Below are 19,022 nucleotides of genomic sequence, written 5' to 3' on the forward strand. Positions count from 1 at the left end.
CTTTGGCTGATCAGCCAAACATGTCCTTGGTAATCCCGTCATACCAGGCAACAGACTCTTCAAAGGTCTGCCTGCGGATATCGGCACTTTCATCGGGCTGACTGATAAAGGACGATGTGCTGGCAATTGCGCCATCAACATTGGCATATTGTGCGCCCACCTTGATCCCGTCATTGGTTTCAACAAGGCTCCAGCAGGTATTAAGGTAGCGCGCCGGGAACACGCGCGCATCGGTCAGATCGCCCATCAGATGCATCACCACCACTTTCGCCTGACTGTTGGCAGCAGACCCCGACTTCGGCATGGCACCGGCAATCGACGCATCCCCTATGACAAAGATGTTTTCATCCCGTTTGGACCGCATGGTTTCGGCATCCACCGGGCAGAAACCGCTGTCATCGGAAAGCCCCGCACTTATGGCAATAGTTCCGGCCCGTTGGGCTGGAATGATGTTGAGCAACGCACCGCTAAAGGTATCAAAGTCGGTTTCAACAGTTCCGGCTTCAACATCCACACCCTTGATCCCGCCATGGATATTGGGTCCATACCATTCGACCATACCCGGATAGTATTTTTCCCACCCTGCGGTAAACAGCCCTTGTTTTGAGAACTTCTCTTTTGGGTCCAAAACCACGATGGTGCAGTCATTCAGCCCGCGAGATTTCAGGGTATGGGCGATCATGGAAACACGCTCATACGGTCCCGGCGGACAGCGATACGGATTGGGTGGCGCAACCATCACCACCTGATCGCCATTCTTAAGCCCATCGATCTTTGATTTCAGTAACTGCGTCTGTGGCCCCGCCTGCCAGGCATGTGGGGCGATTTCTGCCAATTCCCTCGAATATCCCGGCACACTATCGAACATCAGATCAATACCGGGCGACAGCACAAGTCGGTCATAAGGGATGGTTTCACCAGTTGATGTGCGGACATGCTGGTTGTTGCGATCAATTTCCTCGGCCCGCGCAGTAATCTTGCGAATGCCATAATCATTGACCAGCCGATCATAGCCATGGGTGATCGACGCAAAATCGCGATACCCACCCAGATACAGGTTGGAAAAGAAGCAGGTCGTGTATTTCTCGGAATCCTCGATCAGGGTAATGTTAATCGCACCGTTGGCCTTTTCCGCCAGATGGCGTGCGACCGTTGCACCGCCCGCGCCACCACCGACAATCACGACATTCTTGCGTTCTTGCGCACGCAAAAACCCCGGCATTGCCATGGCACCTGCCCCGGCACCCAGCAACTTGTTGAACGTTCTCCTTGTGACACTGCTCATTTTCTTGTTCCTGATCCGTTGATTAATGACGTTTCACAAACTCAAGCTTCTAGTCCTTGGTCGAAAAGTAGGTTGCCAGCGCAGAAAGTTCCTCCATGCCAAGGCTTCCCATGATGGCCTGCATCACCGAATTGTCGCGCAGGCGGTATTTGTATTCCAGCATCGCCTCGACAAAATACTCGCGCGGCAGTCCGTCGATCACCGGGATCGCATGGTTGGCTGAATGCTGCTGGTGGCATGTCACGCATTCACTCGCCAGATACGCGCCGTATTCCCCGTCACCCGGAATTGCCAATACCTGCCCGATGGCCTCGCCCAGCGGCATATCGGGGATCGGCGGTTGCGCACCTGAGTCAGCAAACGAAAAGTGCGGGATCAAAAAGATCCCGCACGCCGCAAACAGCCAGATTTTATGGATACCCAACGCCCTAAATCCGCGCGCTGTCTTACTGTCGCCACCATCGGTTTCATATGGTTTCCGGTGACAGGTCCGCATTAATCAATGCCCCCGGCACCGCTTTCATCGTCGCCATCGGGCGTCACGTCCAGAATACGCGCCCGCATCACGATCTCGGCCGGACCATCACCGCAGTTTTCCATGCAGGGTTCGACATTGGTCGCGAAGTTGGCCTCTTCCAGACGATCATCGGGATAGAAGTTTTCTTCGTTGGGCAAGGAAACCTCGCTAAAGGTTTCGTTGGACAGCTCGAAATCCTCGTCCGTAACAATATCGTTGAGATACAACAGATAAGCGGTGATCGCGTAAGTCTGATCCGCATCCAGCGACCGGGCATTGCCAAACGGCATCGCCCGATGGACATAATCAAAAATCGTCGATGCAAATGGCCAGTATGACCCGATGGTTTTGACCGGACGATCCGCGGTCAGGGTATCATAACCGCCTGCCAATACTGGCCAGCGTCCCTCGCCCTCGCCAAACACGCCGTGGCACACCGCGCAGTTCTCATCATACAGAACACCGCCATCGGCCACGGTGCCGCTACCAACCGGCAGCCCGACACCGTCGGGACGGACATCGATATCCCAAGCAGCCACCTCTTCCGGCAGTGCTTCACGCCCAAGGTGATAAATGCCATGCTCCGGGATGACGGCATCCGCTGCGTTCGTCGCCGGTGCCTCGGCGGCTTCAACTGGTGCGGTTTCACCACCTTCGGCTGCTGTTGGCGCGGGTTCCGCTGCCGCCTGCTCGGCGCTGGCTGAGAAGGTGGCGAGATAGGCAATCACATTGGCGATCTCGTCATCCTTTTTCAGACCGGCAAACGCCATGCGCGTGCCTTTGACGAAGTCACGCGGCTTGGCCAGATATTGCGTCAGGCTGTCATGATCCCAGACCAGACCTTCTTCGCCTGCTTTGACCATCGCGTTGGAATATTTGAAATTCTCATGCGACCCGGCAATACGGCCAAAGATCTCATTAAGCTCCGGGCCAACCTTGTTCTTGGCACCGTCACCCACAGCATGACAGGCAGCACATTTGCGGAAAACCTTTTCGCCGGCATCGGCATCTTGTGCACCGGCATTGCTTGCCCATGCTGCCCCCAGCAGAACGATGCTTGCGGTAAACTTAAGAAACTTCGACATTTTCCGCCTCTCCGTTCGACTTCAGATACCAGGTCTGGATACCGTTATTGTGATAGATCGAGTTGTCGCCGCGCGCCGCGCGCAAGGCATTCTTGGTCGGCTGGACATAGCCATGCTCATCAATCGCACGCGATTGCAGATAAAGCGGCGATCCATCCCAGTTGAATTCATAATAGAACCGATGCAATGACCGGCTCAGGCTTGGGCCATCAATCCGGGCATGCTGCCAGTTACGACCACCGTCAATTGACACATCAACGCGCTTGATCTTGCCGTGACCGGACCATGCAACACCGGTGATGATCGTATGGCCACGACCATGCGTGATCGGTGCCTGCGGACTTGGATTGGTGATGACGGATTTGACATCCATCGCCCAGGTAAAGCGACGCGCACGGCCATCCGGCATCAGGTCCGTATATTTCGACGTCTCTTCACGCAGCTGCCATGGCTTGTCGCCGACCTCGATCCGGCGCAGCCATTTCACCCACATATTGCCTTCCCAACCGGGAACGCACAGACGAACCGGATATCCTTGTTCCGGACGAAGCGCCTCGCCATTCATCTTGAAAGCAACAAGGCAATCATCAAGCGCCTTTTCAATCGGGATCGAACGACCCATCCCCGAAGCATCGGCACCTTCGGCCAGGATCCATTTCCCGGATGGTTTTACACCCGCTTCTTCCAAAAGGGTGCGCAACCGAACGCCGGTATACATCACGTTATGGAGCATGCCGTGCGTGAACTGGCAGCCATTAAGCTGTGCACCACGCCACTCCATGCCGGAGTTCGCCGCACATTCAAGGAAGTAAACCCGGTTTTCACGCGGGAACCGCATCAGATCCTGCATGGTAAAGACAAGCGGCTTGTCCACCAGACCATTGATCATCAGTCGATGCTCGGCCGGGTCCACTTCGGCAACCCCGCTGTGATGGCGCTCAAAGCAAAGACCATTCGGCGTGATGATGCCATCAAGTTCATGCAGTGGCGTAAAGTTGATCGATGATATCGGATCAGCCGTCAGCCAAGGCACATCACGACGCACAACATGGGCTTCAAACGGTGACGGCACACCATAGGGGGCTGCATCCACGCCCGGACCGGAATACTGGTTCCAGTCCTTAAGTTCCGTAATCGCCGGGTCCGGTGTTCCGGCCGCCAACGCAGCACCACCACCGATTGCAGCAACAGCCGCACCACCGGCAGCAGTCAGCCCACCCTGAAGAAAACTGCGCCGGCTTGGCACAAAATTCTTATCTTTTTCTGGTTGTTGGGACATGGCTCTTTGTGTCCTCCCTACATATTCCAAATTTTATATATATTGAGGCGAAAAATGCCCTGCCCGGTCATTGGAACCGGCCAGGTGATTTCACCTAGTTCATTCCAATCACTTTCACAGTGTCATTGCGTGGAATATCAATGACCTTGTGACGAGTGATGTAGTTTTCCATCAGATCGTAGACAGCCGGTCCTTCAACACCTTCGTTGACGGATGCCCAGCCGGCGACAACGTAGCTGCGATCGGCTTCAATCGCCTCGCCGGTCTTGATCACGGTCATGTTCGAAATACGGTTGCCGATGCTTTCCTTGGGTGCACAGCTATAGGCCATGCCTCCAACCCGGACCATGTCACCACCCTGCTGGAAGAACGGATCCTTGTTAAACAGGTTGTCACAAACGTCTTCGAGGATTTCCTTGATCTGCGTACCGGTGAATTCCAGACGATACACCGACGGGTAATTCATGCTGGTCTGGTTATAGAGATCATCGACCGTAATATCGTCACCCGGAAGCAACGTCGTTCCCCAACGGAAGCCCGGACTAAATGCCAGCTCGGCATCGCGTTCTTCCATGATGCCCTGACAAATCAGGTCATCCCAGGTGCCGTTGAAATTGCCACGGCGATACAGCAGACCAGATGTCTTGCCCAGAACGCGATTGCATTCATCCTCGTAAGGTGCACGGACCTCGTCGATCTTGGCGGTCATTTCCGGATCAGGATCAATTACGTCCGAGAAGACTGGAATAAGTGATGAATTATAATCCGTTACACGACCATCCTTAACTTCCAGGTCAACACGGCCCAGATATTTGCCGTGCGAGCCTGACGACAAAAGCAAGGTCTTGCCGATCTTGATCGCTTCGGGCACCGCGTCATGGGTGTGACCGGTCAGGATCACATCAATGCCGTTCACAACGGTTGCCAGTTTCTGGTCAACGTCAAATCCGTTATGCGACAACAGGACCACAACAGCGGCCCCTGCTTCGCGCGCGGCATCGACATTGGCCTGAATGACTTCCGGGCGAATACCAAACGACCAGTTCGGGATCATCCAGCGCGGGTTGGCAATCGGGGTATAAGGCATCGCCTGCCCGATCACGGCCACCTTGTGCCCGCCGGTCTCATAAAACGCAGTATGTTCGAAAACCGGTTCATCCCATTCAGTGTCAAAGACGTTGCTGGCCAGGAACGGATAGCCGAGATCCTCGACGATCTCCTTGACCCGATCTTCGCCAAAGGTGAATTCCCAGTGGCCGACCATCGCATCGGGCTTGAGCAGCTTCATGCAATCAACCATGTCCTGCCCGTTGGTCTTAAGCGACGTATAGGACCCCTGCCAGGTATCGCCACCATCAAGGAACAGAACATTGCCATCCCCGCGTTCCGCACGGATCGCCTTAACCAAGGTCGCCGTGCGATCCAGGCCACCAAGGCGGCCATAGGTCCGCGCCATATCGACGTAATCGACCATGGTGTGCGCATAAGCCAGCGGACTGCCGCGCTTGATACCGAAGTGAGACAGGAATTCCTCACCAACCAGATGTGGCGGAATGCCTTCAAACGCCCCGACACCATAGTTTTCTGATGGTGGACGGAAATAAACCGGCTTTAGCTGGGCGTGAACATCTGTGAAATGCAAAAGCGTGATGGTGCCTTTGCTATCAAATTTCAAAAGATCGTCCTGGGTCAGACGCTGTTGGGCAGCCACACGGGTCAAATTGCCCATATAGCCGGTCGCTGCGGTGGTCACAGCAGCCCATTGCAAAAATTGACGGCGCGAAAACATTTATTGGTGGCCTCCGGGCAATATTCACCTGTTCGGCAGCACGGCCGAGGCATTTAAAGAAAAAAGGCGGGGCAACCGGGAGGATAAACCAATCACCCCTTTAGTAACTTGCTTGGCCTTATTGGCGAACCGCCGGTGTCTCAACAGACAGGCCGGTCCCACGCCAGGTCACATAGACCTCAAGCGCCATCAGTTCGTCAGAAAACGCCGCAGGGAATTCCGCGCGGGTATCGCGGATACAACCGCGGAAACGGTTATGCAGTGACACCAGGCTGGCCTGCTTCAGGCGATAGGTCGGGAACCCGTTCACATTGCCCTGACTGAGATGGTCGGCACGAATGTAGTTGCCGTTATTCTGTTCATGACAGGACGCACAAGACAGATTGAGCTGTCCGGTCCGGGTGTAATAAAGCTCATTCCCGCGATCCCACCAGCTTTGCATGTGGCCTTCGGCAAGATCGATCGCGACGGGCGTTCCCAAAGACTGATGTTTGACATAGGCCGTCAGTGCCTTTTGCTCACGGGCATCAAACTTGTAGGCCTCAGCCCCCATTTCCTCGGTGCGGCACTTGTTGATCTGAAGTTCCACATTGATCGGACGGTTGGATGCTTCATCCCATTTCGGGAAGCGTGCCCCGACACCGGCCATGCTTTCCTCGGCATCACCGTGACAAGATGCACAGGATTTCCCGGCCGTTCCGTCAACCGTATTCCAAAGATCGGCACCATCCTGCACTTCAAGCATTCCAGGGTTTTCAAAGGTGTCGGTTTCCAGCATCCGCGTTTCGTCGGTGCGGTACAACCAGCCTGACAGCACCTCGTCAAGTGGGTGTCCCTCTGGCGGTGCAGCCCGGGTGATCATCTGGATTTCGCCGTCAATGACGAGTTCATCGTCAACCGGCCCACCGGCAAAGGCGATCCCCGGCACAAGTGCGGTCATGGCAACCGCGACAGCTTTGGCTATGATTTGGTTTCTCAAGACATTCCCTCCCGATACAGTGGCGGGCCCGTGATCACCTGACCAACGGACCCGTCCCGAATCATTTTATGGCGATCTTGTTTTCAGTCTCGTAGACAGAACCGTCATCATCCAACCAGCTGAACTTGAATGTTCCCGCTTCGGTGACCTTGGCGGAAAACTCGATATAGGGGTTGGCGGAAATTGCCGGCTCGAGTTCACAGGAAAACACCGGCTTACCGTTGAATTCACATGTGAACTTGTTGATGATCTGGCGCGGGATGAGATTGCCATCCTTGCCCTTGCGCAAACCTGATTCCATCGGATGGTTAATCAGGGTCTTGATGGTGATGACCTCACCAGCCGATGCGGATTTCGGCACTTTTACACGCGGCTTGATATTATCCATTTGACTTGCTCCCGATCCGATCAGCCGCCGCAACCACCGATGGTCACTTTGACTTCTTTTTTATCCATGAAAACCTGCCCTTTGTTGGTCTTGGCGACAGCAACCACATTCTGGGTTTTCGCAAGACGCATGCGGGTTTTCGCTTCGGCTACACCGCTCATCGGCGTGAAGTGGAAGACAGCGACATCAGGGTTGGGGTTGCCTTCGGCATAGATGACAACCGATTCAACGTAGTCGTCATCGGTCATCGGGCTTGCGACAGAAACTTCAACCGGCACGGTGTTGCCGTTTTCGGCAATTTCCGGCGTATTCAATGTCAGGTCGCCGCCCATCGCGGGTTCTTTACCACCGGCAAAGTTTTTGATGCTTTCGGCTGTGGCTTCCGGCGTGGCAGAGGCGGACAGCGAGAAGCCGAACACTCCGGCTGCAGCTGCACCGACCGATGCGCAAAGCATTTGGCGTCGTGTGAGATTCATCTTGTTTCCTCGGTGGTTGTTATTCTTTGAGCGTCGTCAGATAGGCCACGACATCTTCAACTTCCTGGGCTGTCAGGATTGTTTTGCCGACCAGATCCTCGCGGACATCGACGCCGACATTCAGTGAATAGAAGCCCGGCATCACGGTCTCTTCAGAGAAGACCTCTTTGGCGTCGGCAACAATTGCGCGAAGTTCGCCTTCGCTCCAGCGATCAGCAGCACCGTCAAGGGGCGGGCCCACTTCGCCGTGGAACAGCTGTTCGATTTGCTCTTTGACTGCGTGACATGCCAGACAATTGCCAAGGCTGCGATTGGCAAAGACCTTGCGCCCGTTTTCCGGGTCCCCCGGCTGGCTGGTCAGTGGCTGGGATACAGACATGTCATCGAATTTGACATCGGCGGGTGCAAGTTCATCAGCTGCGGCAAGGGCCGGAAGGCCAACGAGCAGGCACGCAAGAAAGGCTCTTGGTTTCCAAGACATGGCGTTGTGTTTCCTCCTGTGACGATGTCCCTGCCCTCTGTGTGGCATATGAACATCCCCGGTCTGACATGTGGCTGCTCTAACGGCGCCTTTACTTCAAGTTATTCAAACTCAACTTTTAATTCAACACATAAATATGATATTTTTAATGTGTTATGTGCTGAATTATGATTTTTCAAGGCTCTCCGGGCGTTTGCTACTGCCCTAAACGGCCCTCTTCCTGAAGCTGGCGGATGATGCGGGCATGGTATTTCTGGAAGTGCTCGTCGGTTTCATAGCCCTTCTCATTTACCCAGCGAAACATGTTCAGAAACGTCCATTTGCCAAACGCCCCGGGCATGGTCGCAACCGCTGCTTCCGCGGCACTTTTGCCATCTTCAGGCGCTTCTTCCGGCAGGAAAACGATGGTCGGGGTAAAGACATATCCCCATTTGCGCGCGGCTGTCTTTTCGCTAAGCACCTCGCCATCAAGGTCGATGACTTCTTCGTCGCCAAACATGTTGTACTGAACGACCTTGAAGTTCTCCTTGATGTAGTCTGAGACCTCAGGATCACTCAGAAGATCGGTATGCATCTTGGCGCAATAGATGCAGCCGCGCTGCTCAAAGATCATCACAAGACGTTTGTTCTCATCACGTGCAGCCGCAATATCATCGGCAATGTCACGAAAGGTGATCGAAAACCAGTCCTGCTTGTGCAGACCGTCTTCGCCGACCGGGGCTGCTTCTGATCCGTGCGGCCAACTGACCAACAGAAATCCGGCAACCAGGTATTTCGCCAAAGGCACTCCACGCAACAGATGACGCATATTCATGACGCAACTCCTATCCGAGGGTCGAAAGCGAAGGGAAAGTATCAAGCAACCACTGGGCGATGGCAGACATCTGTCCGGTCATGAACAGAATCCCCGTCAGCACAAGCAACAGCCCCATCGCCCGTTCAACATTGTGCATGTGACGTTTGAATTTCCGCGACCAGCCCACGAATTGGCCGGCAAACAGCCCCGCCAAAGCAAAGGGCAAGCCGATACCAAGCGAATAGACCGCAAGCAACCCTGCCCCGCGCAGTGCCGTGCTTTCGGCCCCGGCAACAAACAGGATCGCGGCCAGTGCCGGCCCGACACATGGTGTCCAGCCAAAGGCGAAGGCAAGCCCCATCACATAGGCCCCGACCAGCCCCGCAGGCTTGTTCGCAACATTGATCCGCGCATCGCGATACAAAAGCGATATCCGGAAAACACCCATGAAATGCAGGCCCATGATGGCAATCATGATCCCGGCAATGATCGATAAAATGTCGAAATAGCTGGCCAGCGACTGGCCGATGACGCTTGCCGTCGCCCCGAGTGCGACAAAAATCGTGCTAAAGCCCGCAACGAATGCCAGTGCGGTAAAGAACACCTGACGTGACTTCGCACTCGCGACCGTACGATCATCAAGATCCGCAACACTAACCCCGGCCAGATAGGCAAGGTATGGCGGAACAATCGGCAAAACACATGGCGTAAAGAACGACAGCACCCCCGCAAGGAAGGCTGCGCCGAAACCGATATCAAGCAATGCATGTTCCTCCCGGCGCTGTGGGTAGCTGATTTTGCAATTTGTTTATCAGCGCCTTTTCAAAGCATAGTCTTTTTCATATATATAATTCAATCACAAGTTTCTGTAGAATTTAAACACATGAAAAAACCGCACATTTCCGGTGTAATCCGGCTTACTTTAACCATATTTTTCGCATCCCAGATCTGGATGGGATCGGCGTTTGCGACCGAATTACTGATGCTTGAACAAAAGGGATGTGCATGGTGCGTGCGCTGGCATCAGGAGATCGGCGAAGCCTATCCCAACACCAATCAGGGCAAGCAGGCCCCTCTTCGTCGGGTTGATATCCATAAATGGCCCGAAGACCTTGACCACATCGCGCGCGAACGTGTTACACCGACATTCGTGTTGATCAGCAACAATCAGGAAGTCGCCCGTCTGCGCGGCTATCCCGGCGATCATTTTTTCTGGCCCATGCTTGATGACATGCTCTCCCAATTGCCGAACGATTAGGAAAACTGTATATTCGGTTTGAAGCACAGCTACGGATCGTGTATTGACCTAGATGTCCGTATAGTTTGGACATTAACGGCTTTGGCCCCACAACCAATGAGCACAGCAAACGATGGCCCTACCACGTTTCAAGCAAGACATGGACTCGACCGAAGCCGAAGCTCTCCTCAAACAGGCGCGCAAGGCCAGCGAAATGCTCAAGGCGCTGTCGCATGAGACGCGCTTGCTGATTCTGTGCATCCTGCAGGAAGGCGAAAAATCGGTATCGGATCTCGAAGAAATTCTTTCCATGCCCCAGGCCGTTGTTTCCCAGCAACTGGCACGGCTTCGCATTGATGGTCTGGTCTCGGCCCGGCGTGATGGACGCATGATCTATTACCGCATTGTCGATACCGAAATGGCGACGATCATTGGCACGCTTTATGACCTGTTCTGTGCCCCGGTCCGCGAAGACGAAAAAGCTGCTGCTGAATAAGCAGCAACCACTGATCGAAAAGCTCTCTTGAATTAGAACAAAAAAAACGTCACGATTCCGCCAGCGCCTTGGCAAAAAATTACAATCAACAAGGCGGGAGGAAAACGTCATGCTGGGTTTGGATAATCCCTGGGCCCTGCCGCTTGCCGGTATCTTGACCGGGATTGTGGTGGGATTTGTCGCACGCCGACAACATTTTTGCACGATGGCAGCTCTTGAACGCTATTGGTTTGCCGCCAACAGCATCGGCCTGCGCGCCTGGGTTCTGGCGGCGATCACCGCCCTGCTTTGCACCCAAACATTCGTCGCCCTTGGCGTGATCAATCTTTCCAACAGTTTTTACATCACCCCGACCCTGCCAATTGCCGGCAGCATTCTGGGCGGGTTAATGTTTGGTTTTGGTATGGCCTTTGTCGGCACCTGCGGCTTTGGCGCCATCATTCGTTTGGGCGGTGGTAATTTGCGCGCACTGGTCGTCCTGACCGGCATCGGGCTTGCCGCCATTGCCGCATTGCGCGGGGTAACCGGCCATTTTCGCGTCTGGTTCCTTGACCCGCTATCGATTGAATTTACCTCTGCCGGGTCCCAATCCATCGGTGCCATCCTGTCGCATGCAAGCGGTGTTGATTTGCACTACCCGATTGCCTTGCTGGCCAGCGCTGTCGGGCTTTGGTGGGTGTTTCGTAGTTCTGATTTCCGCGCTGAACGGGCCAAGGCGCTTGGCGCTATTGTGATCGGGGCCTGCATTTCGCTTGGCTGGGTCTGGACGACGACATTTGCGCAGTATCGCTTCGTTGAAACACAGATCGAAGCCGGATCCTTCGTCACCCCGGTCGGCGATACCATCATGCAGATCATCACCGTCACCGGCATTCTGCCCGATTACGGGGTTGGTCTGGTGATCGGGGTGTTTCTTGGTGCGGCACTGGCGGCCTGGAAAAGCAACGATTTGCGTTGGGAAGCCTGCGACGATGCACGTGAATTGGGCCGCCATCTTCTGGGCGCGTTCTTGATGGGTACGGGTGGCGTTTTCGCCCTCGGTTGCACCATCGGCCAAGGGGTTAGTGCCTTTTCCACCCTGGCGATCTCATCACCGATTGTCATGATCTCGATCGCAATCGGCGCGCGTGTGGGTCTTGGCGTTCTGCTTGAAGGATCACCATTTGGCTTCCTGCGCGCGATCTCCCTGCGCTGGCACGGTTAACAACCAAGACCCGAAGGCCAATCAATTACCCGGCCGCGACAAACCGGTAGGCAGCACCATCCCGCTCGACCATGCCCAAACCCGGATGTGGCATATGGAAGCCGATAATCCGCGATCCATCTGTTGCCAGGCGATCGAGCAGCATCTTGCGTGTGGCGATGCCTTTCTCAGCGTCCTGATCCGATCCGCTTGGCCATTCAGGATGCGCCAGCGATACTGCCACATTGGTGATGGCATCCCCAACAACAAGCGCACTGTTTGATCCGTCATGGATCATGAAAGACGTATGGCCCGGTGTATGACCGGCGGTATCAACTGCCTCGACACCCGATACCACTTCGGCACCATATTCGAACAACTCGATACGGTCTTCGAGGAACGCCATACGGTTGCGCGCCCCGACAACAAAGCTTTTGCGCGCTTCTGGCGTTTTCTCAAGCGTATCCTCAGCCTGCCAGTATTCCCACTCGACCCGGTTCATGTGATAGCGCGCATCGGCAAAGATCAGCTCATCGAAATCATCGATCAGCCCCCACAGATGATCGGGATGGGCGTGGGTAAAGACAATATCGGTGATTTCATCGGGGCTGACGCCGGCCGCATCAATGTTGTCCATCAGCTTGCCCGCCGATGGCATGAAATTCGGCCCCGCACCGACATCAAACATCACCACCCGGTCGCCATGCCGCAACACGGTGATATTGCAATCGGGCAACAACGCATCGGTCGATTGGCCCGCGGCTTTCAGAAAGGCAACAAGTTCATCCTGGGCCACGTCAGGAAAGGCAAATGATAGCGGTAACATCAGATTACCATCCGAGATAACCGTGATGTCAGACGCCCCAAGTTTCAGGGATCCAAGCGCCGATGCGGCTCCGGGAAACATCCCGGCCGCCCCCATGCCGGCCAGCGCCAGCGAAGATTTCAGAACATCACGACGCGACCAAAAATCGTTTCCAGACATTGCATCCTCCACATATATGTTTTTTTGAATGAATGCACTCATGGTTGATTTGGTCAACCTAAAAACACACTTTGCCGAAACATGCGCACACCAAACGCACCGGATATTTCATCAATATCCAGTTGTCGCGACGACGTTTACTCTTTGGCTTTCTTGTTTAATTGCAGCGCCTTGGCAGAAACTTCAAAAGTGCCCTCTTCAGCGGCGATCTGTCACGCGTTCGACAATCACATCGTGATCAAGAACCGGGGCAACATCGATGTCACTGGCATCCATCATGCCCGAAACACGCTGAAGGGCTGCAATCAAAAATGTCTGCTCCCATTCCTCGAGGCCGTTGAAATTCTCGGAGAAACGGTCATGAAGCGCCATCGGCGCACGATCCAGAATTGCCCTGCCCTGATCGGTCAATCGCACAAAGACTTTGCGTTTGTCACTATCCCCACGCTCGCGCGTGACAAGCTCCATCGCCTGCAACTTGTCGACAAGGGCGGTGGTTGAAGCCTGGGCCAGATTGACCTTGGCCGCGATCTGGCCAACCGTCATCTCGCCGAATTCCTCCAGTGACTGCAAAACAAGAAGCTGGGACGTTTTCAGTCCGGTAATCTTGCCAAGCTTTTTGGCGTGGATATCACTCGCGCGTAAAATACGGCGGATCGAGATCAACGCTTCATGCAATTTATCCATTGTTATTTTCCGGGCATCTTCTGTTTCCTGTAGCAAACGCTGTTTTAGCCGCAGACAGTGGGCTGTGCAACGCTTTAAGACACTTTTATATCGAATTCCGATCATTTATTCCATCGATATTCGCTTCATTGAGGAAACAATATTTCATCGAAAGAATATTATCCCTATCGAAGGGCGATCTATCATTGTTTTGTTGATTTTCAATATATTACTGCATTTCACAGGAAAGTCACATAGAAGGGGTTGATCCATTTCCATCGTTGTTCTATATATCCTTCGCGACATAAATGATCGTGTATCGAAATAACAGAGCAGGCAGACCGATGAAAATTGCCAACACAAACGGCAATACCGGCCAGAAAGCCAACCTGATTATCCGAAAACCCAAGGCCACAGACGGCGCTGCGGTAAACAACCTTATCGCCGACTGCAAGCCGCTGGATGAAAACTCGATGTATTGCAATCTGCTGCAGTGCTCGCATTTCGCGGACACATGCGCGATTGCCGAACTGAATGGCGAAGCTGTCGGCTTCGTTTCGGGTTACATCGTTCCTGATAAACCTGAACAGCTTTTCATCTGGCAGGTTGCCGTTTCGCCCAAGGCCCGTGGCCTGCGTCTGGCGAAGCGTCTGATCCTTGATATTCTGGATCGTCCGTCCTGCCATGACGTCTCGCAGCTGAACACGACGATCACCTCGACGAACGCACCGTCGCAGGGTGTCTTCCGTTCTGTTGCACGTGAACTGGGTGCTGACGTCAAACGCAAGGTCCAGTTCGAACGCGAAACGCACTTTGAAGGCGCCGCTGCCAGCGAAATTCTGTGGCAGATCGGTCCGTTCGAGCGCGAAGACGTCGAACGCGTCGCCGCCTAAGCCGGCTGACCAACTTTCCCCACCTTTCATGCACGAAATGGCACGGCCATTTTTGGAACATCCGGCAGGCCGGAACGTTTGGCATGACAGGTGGACTTGATTTTTCCCAATATGAAAGAGGGAACCATGACTGTATTTGATCGCCTTGAATCGGAAGTTCAGAGCTATGCACGCTCCTTCCCCGTAACCTTTGAAAAGGCAGAAGGCGCCTGGCTGACCGATGATAACGGCAACCGTTATCTTGATTTCCTTGCCGGTGCCGGCAGCCTGAACTATGGCCATAACCATCCTGTCCTGCAGGAAAAGCTGATTGACTACATTAAATCAAACGGCGTGACCCATGGTCTCGATATGCACACCAAGGCCAAGGCAGCCTTCCTTGAAGCGCTTGAAAGCAAAATCTTCAAGCCGCGTGACATGGAATACAAGGTTCAGTTTACCGGCCCGACCGGCACCAACGCCGTCGAAGCCGCCCTTAAGCTGGCCCGCCGCGTCAAAGGCCGCGAAACCGTGATTTCATTCACCAATGGTTTCCATGGCTGCACCCTGGGTTCGCTTGCCATCACCGGTAACGAACACCATCGTGGCGCTGCTGGCGTATCGCTTGATAACGCTGTAGCCGTCCCGTTTGACGGTTACATGGGTGATGGTGCCGATACCACCGAATATCTGGACCGTGTCCTTTCGGACAACTCCAGTGGTATTGCCCTGCCTGCCGCGGTCATCGTTGAAACCCTTCAGGGTGAAGGTGGCCTGAATGCAGCTGATTTCGGTTGGCTCAAGAACCTCGAGAAGGTCTGCCGCAAGCACGACATCCTTCTGATTGTTGATGACATTCAGGCAGGTTGTGGTCGTACCGGTACGTTCTTCAGCTTCGAGCCCGCAGGCATCAAGCCTGACATGATCACGCTGTCGAAATCGCTTTCGGCTTATGGTCTTCCGCTTGCTGTTCTGCTGATGAAGCCGGAACTTGATGTCTGGCATCCGGGTGAACATAACGGCACCTTCCGTGGTAACAACCACGCCTTTGTCACTGCCGCTGCTGCCCTTGAGCACTTCTGGTCGGATGACAAGTTTGCCGCTGATGTTCGCGACAAGGCTGCATTCCTTGAAACGCGCCTGACGGAGATCGTTGATCGCTATGGCGATGGCAAACTCTATCGCAAGGGCCGCGGCCTGATGCAGGGTATCTGCTTTGAAAGTGGCGAACTGGCATCCAAGGTCACCAACGAATGCTTCAAGCATAACCTTGTGATCGAAACCAGTGGCCCGGAAGATGAAGTGGTCAAATGTCTTGTCCCGCTGATCATCTCCAAGCAGGATCTTGCACATGGTCTGGAAATCCTTGAACTGGCAACCGCCAAAGCCATGGGCAAGGAAGTCTCCCCGGCCAAAGCAGCCGCTGAGTAACAAAAGTTGGGGCGGCGCTGTGTGTGCCGCCCCGCCCCACAACTTAATTAGATCAAAGAGTTAAAAATGATTGTTCGTACTTTGAAAGAATGTGAAGCATCCGGTCGCCGCGTGGTTTCGGATAACTGGGAAAGCACCCGTCTGTCGCTTGCCGAAGATGGTATGGGCTTCTCGTTCCACATCACCACCATTTATGCCGGCACCGAAACCGAGATCTGCTACGCCAACCATTTTGAAACGGTGTACTGCATTTCGGGCAACGGCGAAGTTGAAACTATCGCCGATGGCAAGAAATACAAGATCGAGCCGGGCACGGTTTACATCCTCGACAAACATGACCGTCACTATCTGCGTGGCGGCACCGAGGACATGGTTGTGGCTTGTGCCTTCAACCCGCCGCTCAATGGTCGCGAAGTCCATGATGAAAACGGCGTCTACCCGCTCGATGGCGAAGCACTCGCCAGCTAAACATTTCGTTCGGGGCGGCCAGCCAATGACCGCCCCGAACACTGAGCATATTTTTTAAAGGAAACGCCCCTAAAGGAGGCAACATGCTTTCAGCCCAGAAAAATAAGGACGCTGGGCATAGCGTTCACAAGATCGGTGGTACGTCGATGACCCAGGTTGATGCGGTCATGGACAACATTCTGGTCGGCAATCGCAAAGAAGACGAACTTTATAACCGTGTCTTTGTCGTTTCGGCATATGGCGGCTTTACCGACCTTCTGCTTGAAAACAAAAAGACCGGCGAAGCAGGCGTCTATCAGCTTTACGCCGGTTCGGAGACCGATTGGGCCTGGGGCGATGCCCTGACCAAAGTTTCCGAAAAAATGTGCGCGATCAACGAAGAAATCTTTGGCGACGCACCGGAACTGAAACTGGCCAATGCCTTTGTGCAGGAACGCATCGAAGGCACGCGCAGCTGCCTGATGGACCTTCATCGCCTGTGCAGCTTCGGTCATTTCAAGCTCGAAAAGCACCTTCTGACCGTGCGCGAAATGCTTTCGGCCATTGGTGAAGCCCACAGTGCGCATAACACCATGCTGCTGCTTCGCGCCAAGGGCGTGAACGCCGTGTTCGCCGACCTTTCGGGCTGGCGCGAGCCAGAAGCATCCACCCTTGATGGTCGCATCAACAAGGTCTTTGAAGACATCGACCTTTCAAGCCAGCTTGCGATTGCAACGGGTTACGCCCAGTGCAGCGAAGGTTTGATGAGCATCTATGGCCGCGGTTACAGTGAAGTGACCTTCTCGCGGATTGCCTGCCTGACCCAGGCGCGCGAAGCGATCATTCACAAGGAATTCCACCTGTCGAGTGCCGATCCGCGCATCGTTGGTGAAGATGCCGTACGCCCGATTGGCCGCACCAGCTATGACGTTGCCGATCAGCTGTCGAACATGGGGATGGAGGCCATCCATCCGCGTGCAGCCAAAGGTCTTCGCCAGAACGACATTCCGCTTCGGATTGCCAACACCTTTGAACCGGAACATCCGGGTACGGTAATTGACGATCATTGGGAGCCGGAAAACAGCCGTGTAGAAATCGTGACCGGTGTCCCGACCGCGTTCGAGATTGAAGTCTTCAATCAGGACATGGTTGGTGTTCCAGGTGGCGAGGAAGCGCTCCTGAACGTTCTGAAACGTTACAAGGTTCCGACCGTCACCAAGAACCTGAATGCCAATACGATCACGCACTATGTTGCGGCACCGCTCAAGCAGATCCGCCGCTGCGTTGACGAGATCGAGGCAAACCAGCCCGAGGCAACCGTTCAGACCCGCAAGGTCGCGATTGTTTCGGTCATCGGTGCCAATATCGAACAGCCGGGTCTGTTTGCCCGTGCGGTATCGATCCTAGATGATGCCGGTGTTGAACTGGTGGCTTCCCACTATCCGAGCCGCCGCGTTGATCTGCAGTTTGTTGTTGCCGAAGGTGACTTCAACAAGGCAATCGTTGCCCTGCATCGCGGCCTCGTCGAAGGCAAGAAAGAGAGTGGCGCATCATCGAAGAAAACCAACGATGACAGCGCTACCACACAGGAAAAGCTCAAGGCAGCATAAGCCAACCACAGCCATTGGGCATCCTGACATCACAGCAAAACCCGCAAGTGCCATTCCGGCCTTGCGGGTTTTGTTTTGCCTGCATCATCTGCTTGTCAGTCGTGGTGCAGCGCGATAGGACTTAAAGAAGCAAACAGGGCAAAACCAACAAAGCAGACGGGACATTCACCATGACCACGCATAACAGCAAAGCCATCAACGAACTTCTCGACGTCATGGCAAAGCTGCGCAACCCGGATGGTGGTTGTCCGTGGGATCTGGAGCAGGATTTCTCTACTATTGCCCCCTACACCATCGAAGAAGCTTACGAAGTCGTCGACGCCATCGCCGATAGCGACATGCCCGAACTCTGCAACGAGTTAGGCGATCTTCTTCTTCAGGTCGTCTTTCATGCCCAGATGGCCAAGGAAGCCGGCCATTTCGAATTCGAAGACGTTGCCAACAGCATCGTTTCAAAAATGATCAGCCGCCATCCGCACGTGTTTGGTGATGGCGACGCCACCACGACCGATGGCGTCAATCAGACCTGGGAAAAGATCAAGGCTGCCGAACGCGCCCGCAAGGCAGAGGACAAAGGCCACGAACGCCACAGCGCCCTTGACGGTGTCGCAAGCGCCCTGCCCGCACTCATGCGCGCTGAAAAACTGACCAAACGCGCTGCCCGCGTTCGCTTTGACTGGCCCAGCACCGACGAAGTCTTTGACAAACTTCACGAGGAAATTGACGAACTTAAAGCCGAAATGACCGAAAACCCCGATCCGGCGCGTTTGCAGGATGAATTGGGGGACATGCTGTTTGTCATGGCCAATCTGGCCCGCAAGATCGGTGTTGATCCCGAAGTCGCACTGCGCGGTGCCAACCACAAATTCACCAAACGGTTCCATTTCATCGAAGATGAACTGGCCCGGGATGGCAGAACAGCCGCAGACTCTGATCTGACTGAAATGGACAACCTTTGGAACCTGGCGAAGAAGACCGAACGCGGTCAGGTATGAATGCGCACCTGACCCAGTCCCTGCT

At 54.4% G+C, this 19,022-nt stretch carries 21 protein-coding genes; 8 read left to right on the forward strand and 13 right to left on the reverse strand.

Features of this window, described 5'->3' with window-relative positions; genetic code table 11:
• Positions 1-10: 10 nt before the first annotated feature.
• The 11 genes from CMO10_RS04925 to CMO10_RS04975 all read right to left on the reverse strand — a co-directional run bounded on the left by CMO10_RS04925 (position 11) and on the right by CMO10_RS04975 (position 9,838).
• On the reverse strand, positions 11-1,285 hold the full coding sequence (locus CMO10_RS04925) for an NAD(P)/FAD-dependent oxidoreductase (protein WP_297019204.1): 1,275 nt from the start codon (positions 1,283-1,285) through the stop codon (positions 11-13).
• Between the two features lie 49 nt (positions 1,286-1,334).
• The gene (locus CMO10_RS04930; protein WP_297019207.1) at positions 1,335-1,709 is read right to left on the reverse strand and encodes a c-type cytochrome; all 375 of its coding nucleotides are present in this window, start codon (positions 1,707-1,709) and stop codon (positions 1,335-1,337) included.
• 71 nt (positions 1,710-1,780) lie between these two features.
• The gene (locus tag CMO10_RS04935) at positions 1,781-2,887 is read right to left on the reverse strand and encodes a c-type cytochrome (RefSeq protein ID WP_297019209.1); all 1,107 of its coding nucleotides are present in this window, start codon (positions 2,885-2,887) and stop codon (positions 1,781-1,783) included.
• Positions 2,871-4,166, reverse strand: coding sequence for a sulfite dehydrogenase (gene soxC / locus CMO10_RS04940; protein ID WP_044829137.1), 1,296 nt, complete (start codon positions 4,164-4,166; stop codon positions 2,871-2,873). Before soxC ends, CMO10_RS04935 begins: the two co-directional genes overlap by 17 nt.
• A 94-nt stretch (positions 4,167-4,260) precedes the next feature.
• Complete coding sequence (gene soxB, locus CMO10_RS04945; RefSeq protein ID WP_297019212.1) at positions 4,261-5,955, reverse strand: thiosulfohydrolase SoxB; 1,695 nt, start codon at positions 5,953-5,955, stop codon at positions 4,261-4,263.
• A gap of 118 nt (positions 5,956-6,073) precedes the next feature.
• Positions 6,074-6,934 carry a sulfur oxidation c-type cytochrome SoxA gene (soxA, locus tag CMO10_RS04950; protein WP_297019214.1) on the reverse strand — a complete coding sequence of 287 codons (861 nt, stop codon included), beginning with the start codon at positions 6,932-6,934 and terminating at the stop codon, positions 6,074-6,076.
• 61 nt (positions 6,935-6,995) lie between these two features.
• Positions 6,996-7,322, reverse strand: a complete 327-nt coding sequence (gene soxZ, locus CMO10_RS04955) for a thiosulfate oxidation carrier complex protein SoxZ (RefSeq protein WP_044829140.1) — start codon at positions 7,320-7,322, stop codon at positions 6,996-6,998.
• A gap of 20 nt (positions 7,323-7,342) precedes the next feature.
• On the reverse strand, positions 7,343-7,798 hold the full coding sequence (gene soxY, locus CMO10_RS04960; RefSeq protein WP_297019216.1) for a thiosulfate oxidation carrier protein SoxY: 456 nt from the start codon (positions 7,796-7,798) through the stop codon (positions 7,343-7,345).
• Positions 7,799-7,817: 19 nt separating this feature from the next.
• Entirely contained in the window at positions 7,818-8,279 is a 462-nt protein-coding gene (gene soxX, locus CMO10_RS04965) for a sulfur oxidation c-type cytochrome SoxX (protein ID WP_297019218.1), read from the reverse strand.
• Positions 8,280-8,475: 196 nt separating this feature from the next.
• Positions 8,476-9,093 carry a SoxW family protein gene (locus CMO10_RS04970; RefSeq protein ID WP_297019220.1) on the reverse strand — a complete coding sequence of 206 codons (618 nt, stop codon included), beginning with the start codon at positions 9,091-9,093 and terminating at the stop codon, positions 8,476-8,478.
• 10 nt (positions 9,094-9,103) lie between these two features.
• Positions 9,104-9,838 (reverse strand): cytochrome c biogenesis CcdA family protein, encoded by a 735-nt coding sequence (locus CMO10_RS04975; RefSeq protein ID WP_297019222.1) that lies wholly within the window; start codon positions 9,836-9,838, stop codon positions 9,104-9,106.
• A gap of 219 nt (positions 9,839-10,057) precedes the next feature.
• Here CMO10_RS04975 and CMO10_RS04980 point away from each other — a divergent pair, with 219 nt between their 5' ends.
• The 3 genes from CMO10_RS04980 (at position 10,058) to CMO10_RS04990 (ending at position 12,012) form a co-directional block, all read left to right on the forward strand.
• Entirely contained in the window at positions 10,058-10,333 is a 276-nt protein-coding gene (locus tag CMO10_RS04980; RefSeq protein WP_297019224.1) for a thioredoxin domain-containing protein, read from the forward strand.
• Positions 10,334-10,445: 112 nt separating this feature from the next.
• On the forward strand, positions 10,446-10,808 hold the full coding sequence (locus CMO10_RS04985; RefSeq protein ID WP_044829145.1) for an ArsR/SmtB family transcription factor: 363 nt from the start codon (positions 10,446-10,448) through the stop codon (positions 10,806-10,808).
• Positions 10,809-10,917: 109 nt separating this feature from the next.
• Entirely contained in the window at positions 10,918-12,012 is a 1,095-nt protein-coding gene (locus tag CMO10_RS04990) for a YeeE/YedE family protein (protein ID WP_297019226.1), read from the forward strand.
• Positions 12,013-12,037: 25 nt separating this feature from the next.
• On the opposite strand, the gene CMO10_RS04995 is transcribed toward CMO10_RS04990, so the two are convergent.
• The gene (locus CMO10_RS04995) at positions 12,038-12,976 is read right to left on the reverse strand and encodes an MBL fold metallo-hydrolase (protein WP_297019228.1); all 939 of its coding nucleotides are present in this window, start codon (positions 12,974-12,976) and stop codon (positions 12,038-12,040) included.
• Between the two features lie 198 nt (positions 12,977-13,174).
• Positions 13,175-13,663, reverse strand: a complete 489-nt coding sequence (locus CMO10_RS05000; RefSeq protein WP_297019230.1) for a MarR family winged helix-turn-helix transcriptional regulator — start codon at positions 13,661-13,663, stop codon at positions 13,175-13,177.
• 323 nt (positions 13,664-13,986) lie between these two features.
• On the opposite strand from CMO10_RS05000, the gene ectA reads away from it, so the two are divergent.
• The 5 genes from ectA to mazG all read left to right on the forward strand — a co-directional run bounded on the left by ectA (position 13,987) and on the right by mazG (position 18,997).
• Positions 13,987-14,535 carry a diaminobutyrate acetyltransferase gene (gene ectA, locus CMO10_RS05005; RefSeq protein WP_297019232.1) on the forward strand — a complete coding sequence of 183 codons (549 nt, stop codon included), beginning with the start codon at positions 13,987-13,989 and terminating at the stop codon, positions 14,533-14,535.
• A 126-nt stretch (positions 14,536-14,661) separates the two neighbouring features.
• The gene (gene ectB / locus CMO10_RS05010) at positions 14,662-15,945 is read left to right on the forward strand and encodes a diaminobutyrate--2-oxoglutarate transaminase (RefSeq protein ID WP_297019234.1); all 1,284 of its coding nucleotides are present in this window, start codon (positions 14,662-14,664) and stop codon (positions 15,943-15,945) included.
• A 66-nt stretch (positions 15,946-16,011) separates the two neighbouring features.
• Positions 16,012-16,413, forward strand: a complete 402-nt coding sequence (locus CMO10_RS05015; RefSeq protein WP_008891076.1) for an ectoine synthase — start codon at positions 16,012-16,014, stop codon at positions 16,411-16,413.
• 83 nt (positions 16,414-16,496) lie between these two features.
• On the forward strand, positions 16,497-18,002 hold the full coding sequence (locus tag CMO10_RS05020; protein WP_044829149.1) for an aspartate kinase: 1,506 nt from the start codon (positions 16,497-16,499) through the stop codon (positions 18,000-18,002).
• A 170-nt stretch (positions 18,003-18,172) separates the two neighbouring features.
• Positions 18,173-18,997, forward strand: coding sequence for a nucleoside triphosphate pyrophosphohydrolase (gene mazG, locus CMO10_RS05025; RefSeq protein WP_297019238.1), 825 nt, complete (start codon positions 18,173-18,175; stop codon positions 18,995-18,997).
• Positions 18,998-19,022: the final 25 nt, after the last annotated feature.

This window comes from Thalassospira sp. (genome assembly GCF_002709775.1).
Classification (GTDB): Bacteria; Pseudomonadota; Alphaproteobacteria; order Rhodospirillales; family Thalassospiraceae; genus Thalassospira.